Origin of the sequence: Rhodococcus sp. 14-1411-2a, assembly GCF_002259485.1 — a bacterium.
Classification (GTDB): domain Bacteria; phylum Actinomycetota; class Actinomycetes; order Mycobacteriales; family Mycobacteriaceae; genus Rhodococcoides.
In genome coordinates, this window is sequence record NZ_NPGA01000007.1 from 340422 (window position 1) to 357404 (window position 16983).

Here is a 16983-nt window from a genome sequence, read left to right on the forward strand (position 1 = left end):
AGTCGTCATGACCGAACCTGTTTCGGTGGATAGAAAGGGCCTGGCCAAGGCCTTCGCGGCCAGCCTGACCGGAACGGCATTGGAGTGGTACGACTTCGCCGTCTACTCGGCCGCCGCGGCGCTGGTGTTCCCTCTGGTCTTCTTCCCGGACAGCGATCCGCTGACCGGGACACTGCTGGCCTTTTCCACCTACGCCGTCGGGTACGTCGCCCGACCGGTCGGTGGATTCGTCTTCGGGCGCCTCGGCGATGTCATCGGCCGCAAGCAACTACTCGTCATCACGCTGATGCTGATCGGCGTCACCACGTTCGCCATCGGCCTGATCCCCGGATACGACACGATCGGCATCGCAGCCCCGATCATCCTCGTCACCATGAGGTTCTGCCAGGGTGTTGCCGTCGGCGGAGAGTGGGGCGGCGCGGTTCTGCTTTCCAGCGAATACGGCGATCCACGCAAGCGCGGCTTCTGGTCGTCCGCCGCGCAGATCGGACCACCGGCAGGCAACCTGCTCGCCAACGGCGCACTCGCGATACTGACTCTGTCACTGACCGACCAGCAGTTCGAGTCCTGGGGATGGCGAGTGGCGTTCCTCTTCTCGGCCGTACTCGTCGGATTCGGTCTGTGGATCCGCTTGAAGCTCGAGGACACCCCGGTGTTCAAGGCGCTGCAGGAAAGCGGCGATCGATCGGAAGCCCCGATCAGCGAGGTGTTCAAGACCGAACTGCGGCCACTGGTGGCGGGCATCATGTCCCGCGTCGCACCGGACGTCATCTACGCGCTGTTCACCGTCTTCTCCATCACCTACGGCACGCAGAAGTTGGGCTTCGAACGCAGCGAGGTGCTGACCGCCATTCTGGTCGGATCGGCGTGTCAGCTCGGTCTGATCCCGCTCGCCGGAGCGGTGTCCGACCGCATCAATCGGCGCCTCGTCTACGGAATCGCAGCGGTGGGCGGCGTTGCCTGGAGCGCGATCTTCTTCCTCGTCATCGGCGGCGGATCCCTGCCGCTGCTGATCCTGGGTGTCGTTGTGGGACTGGCGTTCCACTCGTTCATGTACGGACCGCAGGCTGCGTTCGTCACCGAACAGTTCAGCGTCCGACTGCGGTCCACCGGCAGCTCGTTGGCGTACACGATCGCCGGCGTGTTCGGTGGCGCAATGGCACCGCTGATCTTCGTCTACCTGCTGGACAGAACGGACAGCTGGGTGCCGATCGCGGGATACATCGTGATCGTCGGTGCCGTGACACTCGTCGGTCTCGCACTCGGTCGCAACCCCGACCCCACCGAGGACGAGCACTACGTGCTGCTGGGCCAGGAGCGCGAAAAGGCTACGCGCGCAGCAGAGTCTGAAGTGTGACTTCGAGGTGAGCGTCGATCTTCGCGTGCACCAGGTCCTCGTCGCCCGCACCGAGTGCGTCGATGATGGCCTGGTGCTCGGCGCACACCCGGTGCTGACGGTTCGCCGCGGTGAACAACGCGCTCAACCCGACCCGAAGTTGGCGAGCCCGCAGTCCGGCGTACGTGCGCGAGAGCAGATCGCTTCCCGCCGAATCGATCAAACTCTGATGGAATGTGCCGTCCCAGTCGATGAACTGCTTGGGTGCATCTGCGTCGTCGGAGTTCATCAGCAGTTCCTGCTGCGTCAACGCGTGCCGCATCTGCGTGATCGGCGCGTCACCGGCTCGCAGCGCACGGGTGGCCGCGTGCCGCTCGAGAACTCCGCGCAGATCCATCAGTTCGGCGATCTGGCGTCCGGACATCGCCGGCACGTGCGCGCCCCGCTTGGGCACCATCTCGACCAGCCCCTCGGACTGCAACATCAGCAACGCTTCACGAACCGGGGTACGGGATACTCCGATCTGCGTCGCGAGTTCCTGCTCGTTCAGAAAAGTGCCGGTGGCGGCCGGTGAGGACAACACCTGATCGCGCACGTACTGGTACGCCTTCTCCCTCCCCGACAGCGGCTGCATACGATATGTATACCTGTCTTCCTCCGACGAAACCAGGAGTCACACCGTGAGCTCGTCCATCCGCATCAGCCTCGCCCAGATCACCAGCGGCCAACAGCCCGCCGAGAATCTCGAACTCATCGCCACCCACACCCGCGCCGCAGCGCATGCGGGATCGGATCTCGTCGTGTTTCCGGAGGCGACGATGCGATGCTTCGGCGGACCCATCCGAAAGTTCGCGCAACCCCTGGACGGTGAATGGGCGAACGCGGTGCGCGCCATAGCGTCCGACGCTGGCATCACCGTCGTCGCCGGAATGTTCACCCCAGCCGCGGACGACAGGGTCACGAACACATTGCTCGTCACCGGACCCGGTATCGACGCGAGCTACGACAAGATCCACCTGTTCGATGCGTTCGGATTCGCCGAATCCGACACCGTCGCACCGGGTTCGGAGCCTCTCGTGGTGGACATCGCCGGCGTTCGGGTCGGCTTCGCCACCTGTTATGACATTCGATTCCCGGCACTGTTCCAGAAACTCGGTGATCTCGGCGCGGAAGTCGTCGTCGTCCCGGCGTCGTGGGGATCGGGCGACGGCAAAGTGGAGCAGTGGACCCTGCTCGCGCGGGCACGTGCCCTGGATTCGACCACGTTCATCGCGGCCTGCGACCAAGCCGAACCCGCTGCCGCCGAGGGCAATGCACCGTTGGGCGTGGGACACAGCATCGTCTGCTCCCCCACCGGCGAGATCCTCGGGCAACTCGACGCGACGCCCGGCATGCTGACGATCGACATCCACACCGAACTCGTCGACGCCGTGCGTGCAAACCTGCCGGTATTGAAAAATCGCGTCACCTTCGTGTGACCGATCCTGCTCGGTGCAGGTTCGGTCTTTCGTGAGACCTGGCGCGGGAACGCGGTTTCGAGTCACCTCCGCCGTGAAAACGTGGTGTGATGTCGCTTGTCGAATCGGAGAAGTGACGGGGCACTTCCATCGTTTCAGAAGGAGACGACGATGGTGCAGGTCAACCGACGGGATGCCTTACGACTCGGCTTGAGCGCAGCGATGCTGGGAGGGTTGACTTCCACGACGGCGTGCTCGAGCAACGAGGCCGAGAGCACCGTCGCCGGTACGAATGAATCGCCTGCACCCCGTCGCGTACTCGTTCTGGGTGCAGGCATGTCGGGTCTGACGGCCGCACTGGCCTTGCACCGGCGCGGTCACGAGGTGACGGTTCTCGAGGCTCAGGACCGAATCGGTGGTCGCCTCATCTCCGTCGAATACGAGAACGGCCAGTTCACCGAGGGCGGTGGAGGGCATTTCCGACTGAACATGCCGTTGGTCACCGGCTACGTGAGCACCCTGAAGCTCCCCATCGTCGCGATGAACGACGGCGCTCCCGAATATCTGATAGATGGCTTGCGCGGCAACAACACTCAGCTCGATCGTCGACCCTGGGATCTACTCGAGTCCGAACGTACCGTCGAACTGAGTTCCATGCTCACCAGCTACTTCGTGCCCCTCGGCGCAGATTTCACCACCGTCATCGACCCGGAGTGGCCCGATGCGGCCGCCGCCGACAAGTTCGACGGATTCACCGTTCGTGAATTGCTCGCCGACGCTGGTGCATCGGACGATTTCGCCAAACTCGTCGCAGCCCAGGCCGGCGGTTTCACACTGGAAGTCAGCGTTCTCGGTTTGCTTCCCGACTTCGCCTACCATTTCGGCGACCGCAACTTGTACCGCGTGCAGGGTGGAAACGAGCGGATACCGCGCGCCCTCGCCGAAAGGCTCCCCCAAGACCGCATCCACCTGGGCTCTCGGGTGGTGGTGATCGACCAGAGCGGTTCGGACGTCATGGTGACCACAGCGGACGGTCGCGAATGGACCGGGGACGAGGTCATTTCGACGATCCCCTTCACGGTCCTGAAGGATGTCGACATCCGACCGGCGTTGCCCGATCGAGCCCGTCAGGTGGTCGACGGCATGGTGTGGAGCGACATAGTCAAGGTGTATCTGCAGACCTCGAAACCGACGTGGCTCGATTCCGGTGTGCGAGGTTGGCCCGTGGCAGCTTCCGACCGGCCGTGGGAACGACTCATCGACATCACCGGCAACGAGCCGGGCGGGCGCGGGAACGCGTTCTTCTACCTTTCCGGTGCCAACGCAACTGCCTATCTCGCGCAGCCGAAAGAAACCCGGGCACGAGATCTCGTGAACACCTTCAACGCCGACATGTCCGGAATGATCGAGGACGTCGTGGAAATCGGCGAATTCTCCTGGCCCGATCAACCCTGGATCAAGGCCGCCTTCGGCGATACGCCTCTGGACGGCGGCTGGATGCTGGACGAGATGAAAAAGCCTGTGGACCGGCTGCACTGGGCCGGCGACTTCACCACGTTCAAGTCGGGCTGGGTCGAGGGTGCGATCGAGGCTGGCCTACGCGCCGCACGCCACATCGACCCCATGGCACCGGCCGAACACGAGGTCGTCTGAACGAGACACGAGCCCCCATCCGCGATGACATACCCACTCTTTCTCTCGAACAAGGACTTTCGACGATGAATCGACCACCACTTCCGGCGCGCCACGATGGATCCACGCCGAAGTACGCCGCCTGCGGCGAGAAGTCATGACCGGAAGCACGCTTCCCGATACCGGTCACAATTCCTGGAGGCGAGGCCGACCGACGTGGGCGGCGTTGGACGCAGAGCCGTTGATCTACGGCACCGTGATCATCATGACCGTCATGGTCGTCGGGGCGGACGATACGGACGTCGATTTCGGTGACGCGACAGGAATGGTCCTCGGGCCGATGGTCGCGACTGCCGTCGCGCACCTGTTCTCGTCGTGGTTGGGGTACGTGAACAGCCACCACCGCATGCCCGACGGTGCCGACAGACGTCATCTGCTCTGGCACTCAGCGCATTTCCTGCTGCTGACGGTGGTGCCGCTCATCATCATCGGGCTCGGACGTGTGAGCGGTCTGTGGTCGGCCTACGGCGCACTCGACACCATTTCCGATCTCGCATTCCTGTTCCTGCTCGTCCTCGGAGCCGCCAGCGGCTGGCATGCGAGCAAGAGAAGATGGCGTGGGGCAATCCTCGGAGGCCTGGTTGCCATCGTCGTCGGTTTGATCGTCACAGTTCTCAAGGTCGTACTCGAGCATTGACAACCGAAGAAGAGGATCCGATCATGGTTCTCCGCTCCGCCACTGCGCCCCGCCGCCGCTGGGCCACAATGGCTTTTGCAGTCGCATTCGTGCTGACGGCGTGTTCTTCACCTCAGGAAGGGTTCACCGAGATGGACCCAGGCTCGGGCACACTCGTGGCCTCGTCCGGCTTCGACGTCCGACGGGACGGCTTCTCCTTCCCCAACTGGGGACCGCCGACAGCGGAGCATGGCCTAGGGCTAACACCGGCCTCGATGCAATCACTGTTCGGGGATGCGGTGTGCACTCCGGGAACCGAGAGCGACCGATGCGTTCTCTCGCCGATGGGACGGGTGACCTCGGAGGTGTTCGAGAACGGAATGAACGGTGGTCACTGCTTCGGAATGGCCGCGGTCGCAGGGTTGGCCTACCGCAACTCGATCGACACCTCGTCCTTCGTCGCCCCGGGAGCAACACTGTTCGATGCACGTCCCTCCCCAGCGACCGATGCCGTGATCGCGCGCTACTTCAACACCCAGGAGGTCGAACCGACGGCCGACTCCGAGATGTCCGCACCTGTGGACGAGGTGATCGATCGACTCACGACCGCGTGGGCCGAAGGGCAGGACCATCTACTCGCGTTCTACACCGAGGACGGAACGTCCGGCCACGCCGTGACACCGATCGCGATACGCGATCTGGGCGACAGCACACGCGGAATTGTCATCTACGACAACAACTATCCCGGCGTCGAGAAGATGATCGTCACCGATACGGCCGCCGATACGTGGTACTACACCACCTCGGCAGACCCCGCCGACGACAGCTACCTGTTCTCCGGTACCCCGGACAATCAGCTGAAGTTGTTTCCGCTGGCCGAGATGACCGGCGTTCATCAGTGCCCCTCCTGCACGGAGGTCGGTGCGCAGGACCAGGACTACCTGGTGCTGGTCACCGACAACACCAACGATCCGGTCGATCTGACCGATGTCGAATGGAGCTTGTCGGTGTCCGACAGTGACCGGGTGCGACGGTCCGCGTTCATCAACAACGACAACACAGCGTTGCTGGAGGCCTCGATCGACACACCGATGCGGCTGACGCTCTCCGACGTCGCGGACAACGAGCGCGATGCCTCGATCGACATCTCCATCCTGTCCGACGGTTGGGTGGTTCGATCGACCTCCCTTCGCCTGCCTGCGGGCGCGTCGATCGTCGCCGAGATCAGCCCTACCGAGCGATCGATGACGCTCACGACCGACACCCCCACCACGAGTGATTACACCGCCGCCACCGAGGATGCTCGGGGATCGCGGTCTGCATTCGTCAGCACCATCGACCTACCCGTCGGCGGCGAGCTCGTGGTCGGCCCGACGGATACCGATACGTTGCGCCTCACCGACGGTGCAGGACAGGTGCTGCGGGAGGTAGCGATGACCTGACCACGAACTCGAAGTTGTGGAGTCCATGACGTCGAGTTCGCAGTTGTGCAGACGAAAACGGCCATTTCACCTACGTAACTGCGAACTCGGCGCAGACACAACAACGCCGCCGGCTCCCGAAGGGAGTCGGCGGCGTTGTCGTGCAGCGAGATCTAGCGGGAGCTGACGTCCTGGTAGTCGCGCTCGGTGTAGCCGGTGTAGATCTGGCGCGGGCGGCCGATCTTGCCGGTCGTGTCCTCGTTCTGCTCGCGCCAGTGCGCGATCCAGCCCGGGAGCCGGCCCATCGCGAACAGCACCGTGAACATGCGCGGCGGGAAGCCCATCGCGCGGTAGATCAAGCCGGTGTAGAAGTCCACGTTGGGGTACAGCTTGCGCTCGACGAAGTAGTCGTCGGTCAGCGCGGTCTCCTCGAGCTTGAGCGCAATTTCGAGCAGTTCGTCGCCGTTGCCGAGCTTGCCGAGGATCGTGTGCGCGGTCTCCTTGACCAGCGTCGCGCGCGGGTCGAAATTCTTGTACACACGGTGTCCGAAGCCCATGAGCTTGACGCCGTCTTCCTTGTTCTTGACGCGACGCAGGAAGTCCGTTGCGTCGCCGCCCTCGGCCTTGATCTTGTCCAGCATCTCGAGCACGGCCTGGTTGGCTCCGCCGTGCAGCGGGCCCCACAGCGCGTTGATGCCGCCGGAGATCGAGGTGAACAGGTTGGCCTGCGAGGATCCGACGAGACGCACCGTCGACGTCGAGCAGTTCTGCTCGTGGTCGGCATGCAGGATGAGCAGCATGTCCAGTGCCTTGACGATCTCGGGATCGACCTCGTACGGCTCGGCCGGGAAGCCGAACGTCAGGCGCAGGAAGTTCTCGACCAGGCTCTTGGAGTTGTCCGGGTACAGGAACGGCTGACCGACGGACTTCTTGTAGGCGTACGCCGCGATGGTCGGCAGCTTGGCCAGCAAGCGGATGGTCGAGAGCTCGACCTGCTCCGGGTCGTTCGGGTCGAGCGAATCCTGGTAGTACGCCGACAGCGCGTTGACGGCACTCGACAGCACCGGCATCGGGTGCGCGTTACGCGGGAAACCGTCGAAGAACCGCTTGAGGTCCTCGTGCAGCAGAGTGTGCCGACGGATCTTGTCGGTGAACTTCTCGAGCTGATCCTCGGACGGCAGCTCACCGTAGATCAGCAGGTAGCTGACCTCGATGAACGAAGACTTGCCCGCGAGCTGTTCGATCGGGTAACCGCGGTAGCGCAGGATGCCTGCGTCACCGTCGATGTAGGTGATGGCCGACTTGGTCGACGCGGTGTTGACGAACCCGCCGTCCAACGTCGTGTAGCCGGTGGTGGCCAGCAACTTCCCCAGCTCGATGCCGTTGTTGCCCTCGGAGGCCTCGGCAATCGACATGGAGTATTCGCCACCGGGATAGGTGAGGGTGGCTTTGGCATCATTCTCAGCGGGCACGAATGGTCCCTCTCGAACTCGTGTAACGGACACGTACTTGAAGCGGACAGTTCTAACGTCGATAGTGAAACTAGTCTCTCGACGCCTCGGACGCCCAGGGAGGGTCGGCACCGGGTCGAGAAACCGTGATCGCCGCTGCTTTCGCGGCGAACTCGAGCGCTTCTCGCCAATCTTCCTTGCTCATCTCTTTCACCGCGTTCGATGTGATAATGGTCTCCTTCTGCAGAAAGCTCAGCAGAGCTCCGTGCACGGTGTCACCAGCGCCGATCGTGTCCACGACGTCGACCGCGACACCAGGGACCGTGATTTCCTCGGATGCGGTGAAGACCGAGATGCCGTCGCCACCGCGGGTCATGACCACCGCGGTGACCCCTGCCGCGAGCCAGTCGTCGACGGTGGTCCCCTGCGTTCCGAGCCCCAACCAGAACGAGTCGTCCTCGGACACCTTGAGAATGTCGATGCTGGGCAGCCACGAACGGAAGCGGTCGCGAAACCCGTCGGCGGTGATGTCTCCGCTGGTGCTGTCGATGGCAGCGGGCCGGATGTTCGGATCGAGCATCGTGAGCTTGCCCGCCGCCCGGGCCCGGTGCAGCAGGCCCGCGTACATCGACGCGCCGGGCTCGTACAGCAGCGACAGTGTGCCGAACGAGAGCACGCTGATCTCGTCGGGCAGATCGCCGGGATCGGCGACGAGGCGGTCGGCTGTGCCGTCGGCGTAGAACGAGTACTCGGCACTGCCGTCCTCGGCGAGCGTGGTCATCGCCAACGTCGTCGGTTCGTCGCCGCGCTGCACCCACGTGGTGTCCACTCCCGCGTCGCGCAGGCTCGCCAGGATCTGCTCCCCGAACGGGTCGCGGGAGATCCGCGAGAGATACGCGACGGGCGAACCCAGTCGACCGATCGCGACGGCGACATTGAACGGCCCGCCGCCGAGTTTGGGCGAAAGCAGCGGGCCCTCGTGCACCGGAACCAGGTCGACCAACGCCTCGCCGCACACCAGAATGGTCACTTCTCGTACCTCATTCCCCAGGTGCCCGACCAGGATTGCCCCGGATCCAGCACGATCAGATCGATCTCGGAATTCAACGCATCGGGTGGGCAGGTCATCGGCTCGATCGCCAAGGCCCGCCCTCGATCGGGATAGGCCTGATCGTTGGCGGGATCGGCGGTGAACACCTGCACCCACCCGAAGCTGCTGTCGGTCCACAGCACCGTCGCGGTGCCGTCGGGACCACGAAGAACATGGCTCGCTCGGCCGTCGGCCTCGGGTAGCGACGCGCTGTACGGGGTGTCGAGCTGCACGCCCTGCAGCATCCGCGGCTGCCGGAAGTCGTACTCGGTATCGGCAGTCGGCACCGAATTGCCCACTGGCAGATTGCGCACCGAGTCGAGCGGCAGCCGCGTGCCGGCCGAGAGCTCGAGCGTGCACTCGTCGAGCGGCACGTCTCCCACCCTGACGAACGTGTGAAAACCCATCCCGTACGGCGCCGGTGAATCACCGGTGTTCTTCGCCGACGCGGTGACGGTGAGACCGTCCGCCGACAGCTCGTGCGCCACGGTCACCGTCACCGAGAACGGCCAGCCCTGATGTGTCCCGACGTCCACGCTCTGCTCGACGCGAGAGTCGCTGTGCTCGTTCAGGGTCCATTCCACCCGCCGGACGAAACCGTGACTGGCGTTGTTGCGCGCGGGCTCGGTGATCTCCATCCGATGCTCGACGCCTTCGAACGTGAACGTGCCGTCGGCCGTTCGATTGGGCCACGGGGCCAACACCAGTCCCGCCGACAGCGGCGGCTTCGAACCCGCCTCCCAGGTCTCGGTGAGCGGTGCGCCGTCGTATTCGAGCACCCGCAGACCCGCTCCGACGGCAGCGATGTCTGCCCGATACTTACCGCTCGTCAACGAGTAGGTCTGTGCGTCAGCCATGAGTGCCATTCTTTACCACCGCACCCACTCGGTACCGGATGAATGCCGGAAGAGCCAACGCGGCGATCGAGACACCGATGACGACCAGCACGCCGCCGCCCGCCGCGGCGGCCGCCGTCCCCACCGACGCCGCTGCGGCCCCGTGCAGGACGTCGCCGACGCGCGGACCTCCGGCAACCACGACGATGAAGACACCCTGTAGCCGGCCACGCATCTCGTCGGTGGCGACCTGCTGCAGCATCGTGCTGCGGAAGGCCGCCGAGATCATGTCGGCTCCGCCGCCGAGGGCCAGGAACGCCAACGCGAACCACAGGGCGACGGTGGTGGCCCCGTCGGTGGCCGCGCCGACGGCCAGACCGAAGCCGATCATCGCCACGCCCCACACGACGATGCAGATCAGCACCGCCAGGCCCTGCCTGCGCACTCGTGGCAGCCAGCCGGAGAACACTCCACCCACCACCGCGCCCGCGGACATCGCTGCGAACAGCATGCCCAGCACCGGACCGCCCGACGCCGGATCGCCGAAGCTCTCGTGTGCGATCTGCGGAAAGAGCGCACGGGGCATACCGAACACCATCGCGATGATGTCGACGACGAACGAGGCCAGCAGCACCTTCTGCGTCGCGAGGTAGGCGAAACCGTCGAACACCGAGCGCAATCCGGCGCGCTGACCCGACTTCGCCGGTGGAATTCCCGGCAGCCGGATCACTGCCCACAGTGTGGCGAACAGTGCGATGGTGTCGATCAGGTAGAGGGTCTCGAGCCCGATGTAGTAGATGAGGATGCCTGCGCTGAGCGGTCCGGCGATAGCGCCGAAGTTCATCACCGTCATGTTCAGTGAATTCGCGGCGGGCAGCTGCTCGGCGGGCAGGATTCGCGGGAGGATCGCGCTGCGCGTCGGTTGATTCACCGCGAAGAAGGCCTGCTGAACGGCCAACAGCACCAAGATGATCCACACGTTGTTCAGGTCGAGGAACGCCTGCAACCAGAACAGGGCGGAGGTACCGATCAGACCGCAGGTGGTGATCATCAACAGCGTGCGGCGGTCCATCACATCGGCCAGCGCCCCGCCCCACAGACCGAACACGATCAGCGGCACCAGCGCGAAGACACCGGTGAGACCCACGTACGCCGAACTCAGCGTGATCTGGAAAACCTGTTGTGGCACAGCGACGATGGACAGCTGCGCCCCGATGACGGTGACGATGTTCGCCAACCACAGCCGCTTGTAGGCGGGGGTCTTCAGCGGAGTCGTATCGGCAAGAATGCCGCGCAATCCGCTCACGGCTGCAGACGCTCGATCACACCGCTTGCCACCGTCAGGCGAATTCGGTTGTGCATGCGGCTCGTTCGGCCCTGCCAGAATTCGACCGTCTCAGGTTCGACGCGAAAACCGCCCCAGTTCGGCGGAACCGGCACCTCGATGCCGTCGAACGTCGCGGTGACCTCGGCCAGTCGCGCAGCCAGATCCTCCCGCGAGCCGATGGGCCGCGACTGCTCGGACGCCCATGCCCCCAGCTGGGAGCCGCGGGGCCGGGTGCGCCAATAGGTTTGCGTCGTCTCGGCGTCGACCCTGACCACCGGGCCTCGAACGGTGACCTGGCGGGCAATTCCGATCCACGGGAACGTGATCGACGCATACGGCGTCACGGTGAGCGCACGGCCCTTGTCGGAGTCGTAGTTGGTGTAGAACACCACCCCGTCCGCGTCGAAGTCCTTGCACAACACGGTGCGGGTGGCGGGTCTACCCGCCTCGTCGACCGTCCCCAACACGATGGCGTTGGGCTCGGGCAGATTCGCCGCTATCGCGTCGGACAACCACTGCTGCGCCAGCGCACACCACCCGTCCGCCAGAGCATCGACGTCGAGGTCCTCGGGCTCTCCGTAGTCCACCCGCATGTTCGCCAGGCGCTGTTCTTCTGCAGACACAAGCCCAGACGCTACTCCCGCGTAGATCCCGGCTATGGTTCTGACGAAGTACGCCCGGATGCGGCGCAGAGCCGGGTGCAGTTGCGACGAGGGAGTCCACAGGCCATGGCTGTTCAACGAGTTCCCGAGGATTTCGTCTCCGGCCTCGAAGGTGTCGTCGCGTTCACCTCCGACATCGCCGAGCCCGACAAGGACGGTGGCGCACTGCGGTATCGCGGCGTCGACATCGAGGAACTCGTCGCGCAGAACGTGACCTTCGGTGATGTCTGGGCACTGCTCGTCGACGGCGAGTTCGGTCGAGGACTTCCACCGGCCGAACCGTTCCCCCTGCCGATCCACACCGGCGACGTCCGCGTCGACGTCCAAGCCGGCCTGGCGATGCTCGCGCCCATCTGGGGCTACCAGCCGCTGCTCGACATCGACGACTCCACCGCCCGCGACAACCTCGCCCGCGCCTCGGTGATGGCTCTGTCCTACGTCGCTCAGTCCGCTCGCGGCATCTACCAGCCTGCTGTACCGCAGAGCCGCATCGATCAGGCCGCCACCGTGACCGAACGCTTCATGGTCCGCTGGAAGGGCGAACCGGATCCCGCCCACGTCGCCGCCATCGACGCGTACTGGGTCTCGGCCGCCGAACACGGCATGAACGCCTCGACGTTCACCGCACGTGTCATCGCCTCCACGGGAGCCGACGTCGCCGCCTGCCTCTCGGGTGCCATCGGTGCAATGTCCGGTCCCCTGCACGGCGGCGCGCCCGCTCGCGTCCTGCCGATGATCGAGGAGGTCGAGAGAACCGGTGACGCACGCGCTCTCATCACCGGCATCCTGGACCGCAAAGAGAAGCTCATGGGCTTCGGACACCGCGTCTACCGCGCCGAGGACCCCCGCGCCCGCGTGCTGCGCGCCACCGCCAAGAGGCTGAACGCACCCCGCTACGAAGTCGCCGCCGCGCTCGAGCAGGCGGCACTGACCGAACTGCGCGAGCGCCGCCCCGACCGCGCCATCGAAACCAACGTCGAGTTCTGGGCCGCGGTGATCCTCGACTTCGCCGAGGTGCCGGCGCACATGATGCCCGCCATGTTCACCTGTGGCCGTACCGCGGGCTGGTGCGCGCACATCCTGGAGCAGAAGCGCCTGGGCAAGCTCGTCCGACCGGCTGCCCTCTACACCGGCCCCGAACCCCGCAGGCCCGAGTCCGTCGACGGCTGGGACCTGATCCGGTAGTCGACGGTGCCATGACACCCGACTAGCCTGTGGATGCCATATTCCATCGACGCTAGGACGCGCTACTCCATGGCCGATTTGCCGATCATTCCCGCCGATCTCCTGCCCGCCGACGGACGCTTCGGTTGCGGCCCGTCCAAGGTTCGCCCCGAGCAGCTGCAGTCCCTGGTCGACGTCGGCGCTTCCGTGTTCGGCACCAGCCACCGTCAGAAGCCCGTCAAGGACGTCGTCGGACGCGTGCGCAGTGGCCTGAAGGATCTGTTCTCGCTGCCCGAGGGCTACGAGGTCGTCCTCGGCAACGGTGGCACCACCGCGTTCTGGGACGCTGCTGCCTTCGGCCTCATTCGCGAGAAGTCGCTGCACCTGACCAACGGCGAGTTCAGCTCGAAGTTCGCGTCGGTGGCCAAGAACAACCCGTTCATCGGTGATCCCATCGTCGTCAAGGCCGAGCCGGGCAGCGCGCCCGAGCCCACCTCCGACCCGTCCGTCGACCTCATCGGTTGGGCGCACAACGAGACCTCGACGGGCGTGGCCATCCCGGTCAGCCGTCCGGCCGGCTCCGAGAACGCCCTCATCGCGATCGACGCCACCTCCGGTGCCGGCGGTCTGCCGGTGAACGTCGCCGACTCGGACGTCTACTACTTCGCGCCGCAGAAGTGCTTCGCCGCCGACGGTGGCCTGTGGGTGGCGCTGATGAGCCCGGCCGCACTCGAGCGCGTCAGCGAGATCGCTGCCACGGATCGATGGGTCCCGGACTTCCTGTCGCTGCCGATCGCCGTCGACAACAGCAGCAAGAACCAGACGTACAACACCCCGGCCGTGGCGACACTGCTGATGTTCGCGGACCAGATCGAGTGGCTCAACGCGCAGGGTGGCCTCGATTGGGCCACCAAGCGCACCGCCGATTCGTCCTCACGTCTGTACGACTGGGCCGAGAAGAGCGAATTCGCGACGCCGTTCGTGACGAACCCGGATCACCGCAGCCAGGTCGTCGGCACCATCGACTTCGACGAGAACGTCGACGCAGCCCAGGTTGCGAAGATCCTGCGCGCAAACGGCGTCGTCGACACCGAGCCGTACCGCAAGCTCGGCCGCAACCAGCTGCGCGTCGGCATGTTCCCGGCCATCGAGCCGGACGACATCACCGCACTGACCAAGAGCATCGACTGGGTCGTGTCGACTCTGAGCTGATCAGCAGGGCAGGAGTGGAGCCTGCGGAACGACCATTCCCAGCAAGCTCACAGCTACGGCGCTCCCTTCGCGGCCTACACTTGCTATCAAGTAAGCAAGCGTAACGACCTCGGAGGGAGCGCTCGTATGTACCGGCTCCTGACATTCGCGCTGCGCATTCGCGTGACCCTGCTGTACATCGCTCTCGCGGTGGCGGGCACCGTCGCACTGGGCCGGATCGGCCCGCACGATCGCTGGCACGTGCTGCACGCGGCGAGCACCAATCTGCACAATCTGGGCGACGGCCACCTCGCCACCCTCGTCACGAGCGTCTTTCTCACCGAAGGACGGGTGAACTGGTTGTGGTTGGCCGCGGTTGCACTGCTGTTCGCCGTCGCCGAATGGATCTCCGGTTGGCGACGCTTCCTCGTCACCTTCAGCGCGGGACACATCGGTGCGACGGTACTGGTGGCCGTCGGCCTGCTCATCGGCATTCACATTGACTGGCTCGCGGACTCACTGGCGATGGCCGTCGACGTCGGTGTCAGTTACGCAGCAGCAGCGGTAGCGGGGTCGATGATCAGGTACCTGCCGATGCCGTGGTGTGCGGGCTGGGCCGCACTGTGGATCGGCGTCGTCACGATCAGTGGGGTATCGGACCCGACCTTCACTTCCGTCGGGCACGCGATTGCCCTGAGCATCGGCTTCGGCCTGGGCGCACTGTACCGCCGCGTCGATGCATCGACGTTGTCCCACAGGACAATTGACGCAACATCGACCGAATGGGTGCAACCGAGCCCACAGCTGTCTACCCTCTGATAGGGAAACGATGGTCGGCAGAAGCGATGCGTGTCGGACACCCGCCGAATACGGCAGGTGAACTAGGCTCGAATTCGACGGTATCGCGAGCCGGCGCGATGAGGAGGTCAAGGTGCGAGACTTACGTGTGGTGGGTCTCGAGGCCGACGGAAAGTTCGTCGTGTGCGCAGATCCCAAGACCGGCGACAGATTCCGGCTTCCAGCCGACGACAAGCTCCGCGCGGCCTCACGCGGCGACATCGCTCGACTAGGACAGATTGAGATCGAAATGGACAGCTTGCTTCGGCCCAAGGAAATTCAGGCCCGTATCCGCAGCGGAGCGACCATCGAACAGGTTGCCGCCGACTCCGGAATGGCCATCAGTCGCGTCGAGGTGTTCGCTCACCCGGTGTTGCTCGAACGCTCGCAGGCCGCGTCGATGGCTCAGGCCGGTCATCCGCTGCGCCACGACGGCCCGGCCGTGCAGACCCTGCTCGAGATCGTCACCCTCGCTTTCCGCGCTCGCGGCCACAATCTCGACGACGCGGCGTGGGACGCCTGGCGCGACGAGGACAACAAGTGGGTCGCGCAGCTCAAGTGGCAGGCGGGCCGCACCACCAACAAGGCTCACTGGCAGTTCCTTCCCGACGGCCACGGCGGCACCATCAGCCCGCTCGACGACACTGCTCACGAGCTGATCGATCCGGACTTCGGACGCCAACTGCGCGGTCTGGCACCGGTGCGCGCACTGACGTCCGCCGAGGACTCCGACGACGAGACCTCGCAGCAGAGCTTCGACGAGTACTACGGCACCACCGCCGACAGCGAGATCGACGCCGAGACCATCGAGGTCGAGGTCGAGGTGGACGATGCGCCCTCTCCCGAGCCCGAACAGCCGCGCGAGACCGTGACCAGGGAGCCCAGGCCCGCACCCAAGCCTGCAGCCGGTCACACCAGCGGCAAGGACAAGCGCGGCAAGCCGGCCATGCCGTCGTGGGAGGACGTCCTGCTCGGCGTTCGCAGCAGCGGTCACAACTGAGTTCTGCTGTGACCGATGTGCCGCGCGGTGACGAACCGCCGACGCTCACACCGTAGGCTTCCCAGGAAGTAACGGAGAGAGAGGTGCCGGTAGTGGGGGCCAAAGCATCAACCATCTGGTACGTGGACGCACCGGATCCCATTTCTGTACTCCGAGAGGCCACCACCTCGGATTGGAACGCTGCGACCGCACTCGTCGGACGTCTGTACCCCCACCTGACGGCAGTGCCCCTCGGACAGGGCCCGATATCGACCTCGGCAGGCGTGGACGACGATCACGTCTTCATCGGTTGCTACCCCGGCGTCACCGTGGTTTGCGGATCCAATCTCGCGGTGCTCACACCGTCGACACTTACCGAATCATTCACTCGCCCGCTGGCGTCCGAGCACACCTACCTCGTCGCCTCGGATCCCCAACACGCCTGGGGTGCGTTCGCGTACTGGGAACGCGGTGAATTCCGCCGATCCTTCAGTGCCACTCCGGTGTACATCTACGAGGACGCAGGCCTGCCATTGGTGTGGGAGCGATCGTTCTGGGCCGGTGAGCATCCGCTGATCTATCCGCCCGGAGTGATGCCGGATCCGCAGTCGCTGCCGTTCCACCCTCAGGAATTCGCCGAGGCAGCCAACGCCGAGTGGCTCGGGTTCCGCTACACCGGCGCACCACACGCGGACGAATTCGATCCGAACACCCTGCCGGTCTGCGGCTTCACGATGTACGTCCCGGGGCAGGAACCACCGCCACCGAACCAGCAGAACCGAAGCTCCAACGGCCGCGGCGCACAGGAACCGATGCCCGACGCCCCCGACGAGCAGGCACCGCGACCGAAGAAGCGTTGGTTCTCGCGCAAATAGTGGCCCGGGTGGGCACCGTTGCACGCAATCACCGCTGATCGACGGGATT

The 16983-nt window shown here is 64.9% G+C and carries 16 protein-coding genes; 10 read left to right on the forward strand and 6 right to left on the reverse strand.

The window, feature by feature from the left end; translation table 11 throughout:
* The first annotated feature begins 7 nt into the window (after positions 1-7).
* On the forward strand, positions 8-1357 hold the full coding sequence (locus CH291_RS03590; protein ID WP_068047780.1) for an MFS transporter: 1350 nt from the start codon (positions 8-10) through the stop codon (positions 1355-1357).
* Here the strand turns inward: CH291_RS03590 and CH291_RS03595 are convergent.
* Positions 1329-1970, reverse strand: coding sequence for a GntR family transcriptional regulator (locus CH291_RS03595; protein ID WP_068047784.1), 642 nt, complete (start codon positions 1968-1970; stop codon positions 1329-1331). The two genes, CH291_RS03590 and CH291_RS03595, sit on opposite strands and share 29 nt — an antisense overlap.
* A gap of 58 nt (positions 1971-2028) precedes the next feature.
* On the opposite strand from CH291_RS03595, the gene CH291_RS03600 reads away from it, so the two are divergent.
* The 4 genes from CH291_RS03600 to CH291_RS03615 all read left to right on the forward strand — a co-directional run bounded on the left by CH291_RS03600 (position 2029) and on the right by CH291_RS03615 (position 6543).
* Positions 2029-2814, forward strand: a complete 786-nt coding sequence (locus tag CH291_RS03600) for a carbon-nitrogen hydrolase family protein (protein WP_197477947.1) — start codon at positions 2029-2031, stop codon at positions 2812-2814.
* Between the two features lie 150 nt (positions 2815-2964).
* The gene (locus CH291_RS03605; RefSeq protein ID WP_218829009.1) at positions 2965-4446 is read left to right on the forward strand and encodes a flavin monoamine oxidase family protein; all 1482 of its coding nucleotides are present in this window, start codon (positions 2965-2967) and stop codon (positions 4444-4446) included.
* Between the two features lie 136 nt (positions 4447-4582).
* The gene (locus tag CH291_RS03610) at positions 4583-5122 is read left to right on the forward strand and encodes a hypothetical protein (RefSeq protein WP_068047790.1); all 540 of its coding nucleotides are present in this window, start codon (positions 4583-4585) and stop codon (positions 5120-5122) included.
* A gap of 23 nt (positions 5123-5145) precedes the next feature.
* Complete coding sequence (locus CH291_RS03615) at positions 5146-6543, forward strand: hypothetical protein (protein ID WP_141216252.1); 1398 nt, start codon at positions 5146-5148, stop codon at positions 6541-6543.
* Positions 6544-6695: 152 nt separating this feature from the next.
* Here the strand turns inward: CH291_RS03615 and CH291_RS03620 are convergent, their stop codons facing one another.
* The 5 genes from CH291_RS03620 to pdxH form a co-directional block, all read right to left on the reverse strand.
* On the reverse strand, positions 6696-7994 hold the full coding sequence (locus CH291_RS03620; RefSeq protein WP_094633051.1) for a citrate synthase: 1299 nt from the start codon (positions 7992-7994) through the stop codon (positions 6696-6698).
* 70 nt (positions 7995-8064) lie between these two features.
* Positions 8065-9003, reverse strand: coding sequence for a carbohydrate kinase family protein (locus CH291_RS03625; protein ID WP_068047796.1), 939 nt, complete (start codon positions 9001-9003; stop codon positions 8065-8067).
* A complete protein-coding gene (locus tag CH291_RS03630) occupies positions 9000-9929 on the reverse strand; it encodes an aldose 1-epimerase family protein (protein ID WP_094686738.1) in 930 nt (309 codons plus the stop codon). The genes CH291_RS03625 and CH291_RS03630 overlap by 4 nt, the downstream gene beginning before the upstream one ends.
* The gene (locus CH291_RS03635) at positions 9913-11205 is read right to left on the reverse strand and encodes an MFS transporter (RefSeq protein ID WP_082898834.1); all 1293 of its coding nucleotides are present in this window, start codon (positions 11203-11205) and stop codon (positions 9913-9915) included. Before CH291_RS03635 ends, CH291_RS03630 begins: the two co-directional genes overlap by 17 nt.
* A complete protein-coding gene (gene pdxH / locus CH291_RS03640; protein WP_256980720.1) occupies positions 11202-11819 on the reverse strand; it encodes a pyridoxamine 5'-phosphate oxidase in 618 nt (205 codons plus the stop codon). Before pdxH ends, CH291_RS03635 begins: the two co-directional genes overlap by 4 nt.
* 135 nt (positions 11820-11954) lie before the next feature.
* Here pdxH and CH291_RS03645 point away from each other — a divergent pair, with 135 nt between their 5' ends.
* The 5 genes from CH291_RS03645 to CH291_RS03665 all read left to right on the forward strand — a co-directional run bounded on the left by CH291_RS03645 (position 11955) and on the right by CH291_RS03665 (position 16934).
* Entirely contained in the window at positions 11955-13073 is a 1119-nt protein-coding gene (locus tag CH291_RS03645) for a citrate synthase 2 (protein ID WP_068047805.1), read from the forward strand.
* A gap of 69 nt (positions 13074-13142) precedes the next feature.
* Positions 13143-14264, forward strand: a complete 1122-nt coding sequence (gene serC / locus CH291_RS03650) for a phosphoserine transaminase (protein ID WP_068047808.1) — start codon at positions 13143-13145, stop codon at positions 14262-14264.
* 126 nt (positions 14265-14390) lie between these two features.
* Positions 14391-15062 (forward strand): rhomboid-like protein, encoded by a 672-nt coding sequence (locus tag CH291_RS03655; RefSeq protein WP_068047811.1) that lies wholly within the window; start codon positions 14391-14393, stop codon positions 15060-15062.
* A gap of 112 nt (positions 15063-15174) precedes the next feature.
* Positions 15175-16080 (forward strand): septation protein SepH, encoded by a 906-nt coding sequence (gene sepH / locus CH291_RS03660; protein ID WP_094686740.1) that lies wholly within the window; start codon positions 15175-15177, stop codon positions 16078-16080.
* Between the two features lie 83 nt (positions 16081-16163).
* Entirely contained in the window at positions 16164-16934 is a 771-nt protein-coding gene (locus tag CH291_RS03665) for a DUF6928 family protein (protein ID WP_441347261.1), read from the forward strand.
* Positions 16935-16983 lie beyond the last annotated feature (49 nt).

What these genes read in the sequence shown, in the direction of transcription:
- CH291_RS03655 (WP_068047811.1), top strand. Translation starts at nt 14,391, where the DNA reads ATGTACCGGCTCCTGACATTCGCGCTGCGCATTCGCGTGACCCTGCTG.
- CH291_RS03645 (WP_068047805.1), top strand. Translation starts at nt 11,955, where the DNA reads ATGGCTGTTCAACGAGTTCCCGAGGATTTCGTCTCCGGCCTCGAAGGT.
- pdxH (WP_256980720.1), bottom strand. Translation starts at nt 11,819, where the DNA reads ATGCGGGTGGACTACGGAGAGCCCGAGGACCTCGACGTCGATGCTCTG.
- CH291_RS03610 (WP_068047790.1), top strand. Translation starts at nt 4,583, where the DNA reads ATGACCGGAAGCACGCTTCCCGATACCGGTCACAATTCCTGGAGGCGA.
- CH291_RS03605 (WP_218829009.1), top strand. Translation starts at nt 2,965, where the DNA reads ATGGTGCAGGTCAACCGACGGGATGCCTTACGACTCGGCTTGAGCGCA.
- serC (WP_068047808.1), top strand. Translation starts at nt 13,143, where the DNA reads ATGGCCGATTTGCCGATCATTCCCGCCGATCTCCTGCCCGCCGACGGA.
- CH291_RS03630 (WP_094686738.1), bottom strand. Translation starts at nt 9,929, where the DNA reads ATGGCACTCATGGCTGACGCACAGACCTACTCGTTGACGAGCGGTAAG.
- CH291_RS03615 (WP_141216252.1), top strand. Translation starts at nt 5,146, where the DNA reads ATGGTTCTCCGCTCCGCCACTGCGCCCCGCCGCCGCTGGGCCACAATG.
- CH291_RS03595 (WP_068047784.1), bottom strand. Translation starts at nt 1,970, where the DNA reads ATGCAGCCGCTGTCGGGGAGGGAGAAGGCGTACCAGTACGTGCGCGAT.
- CH291_RS03590 (WP_068047780.1), top strand. Translation starts at nt 8, where the DNA reads ATGACCGAACCTGTTTCGGTGGATAGAAAGGGCCTGGCCAAGGCCTTC.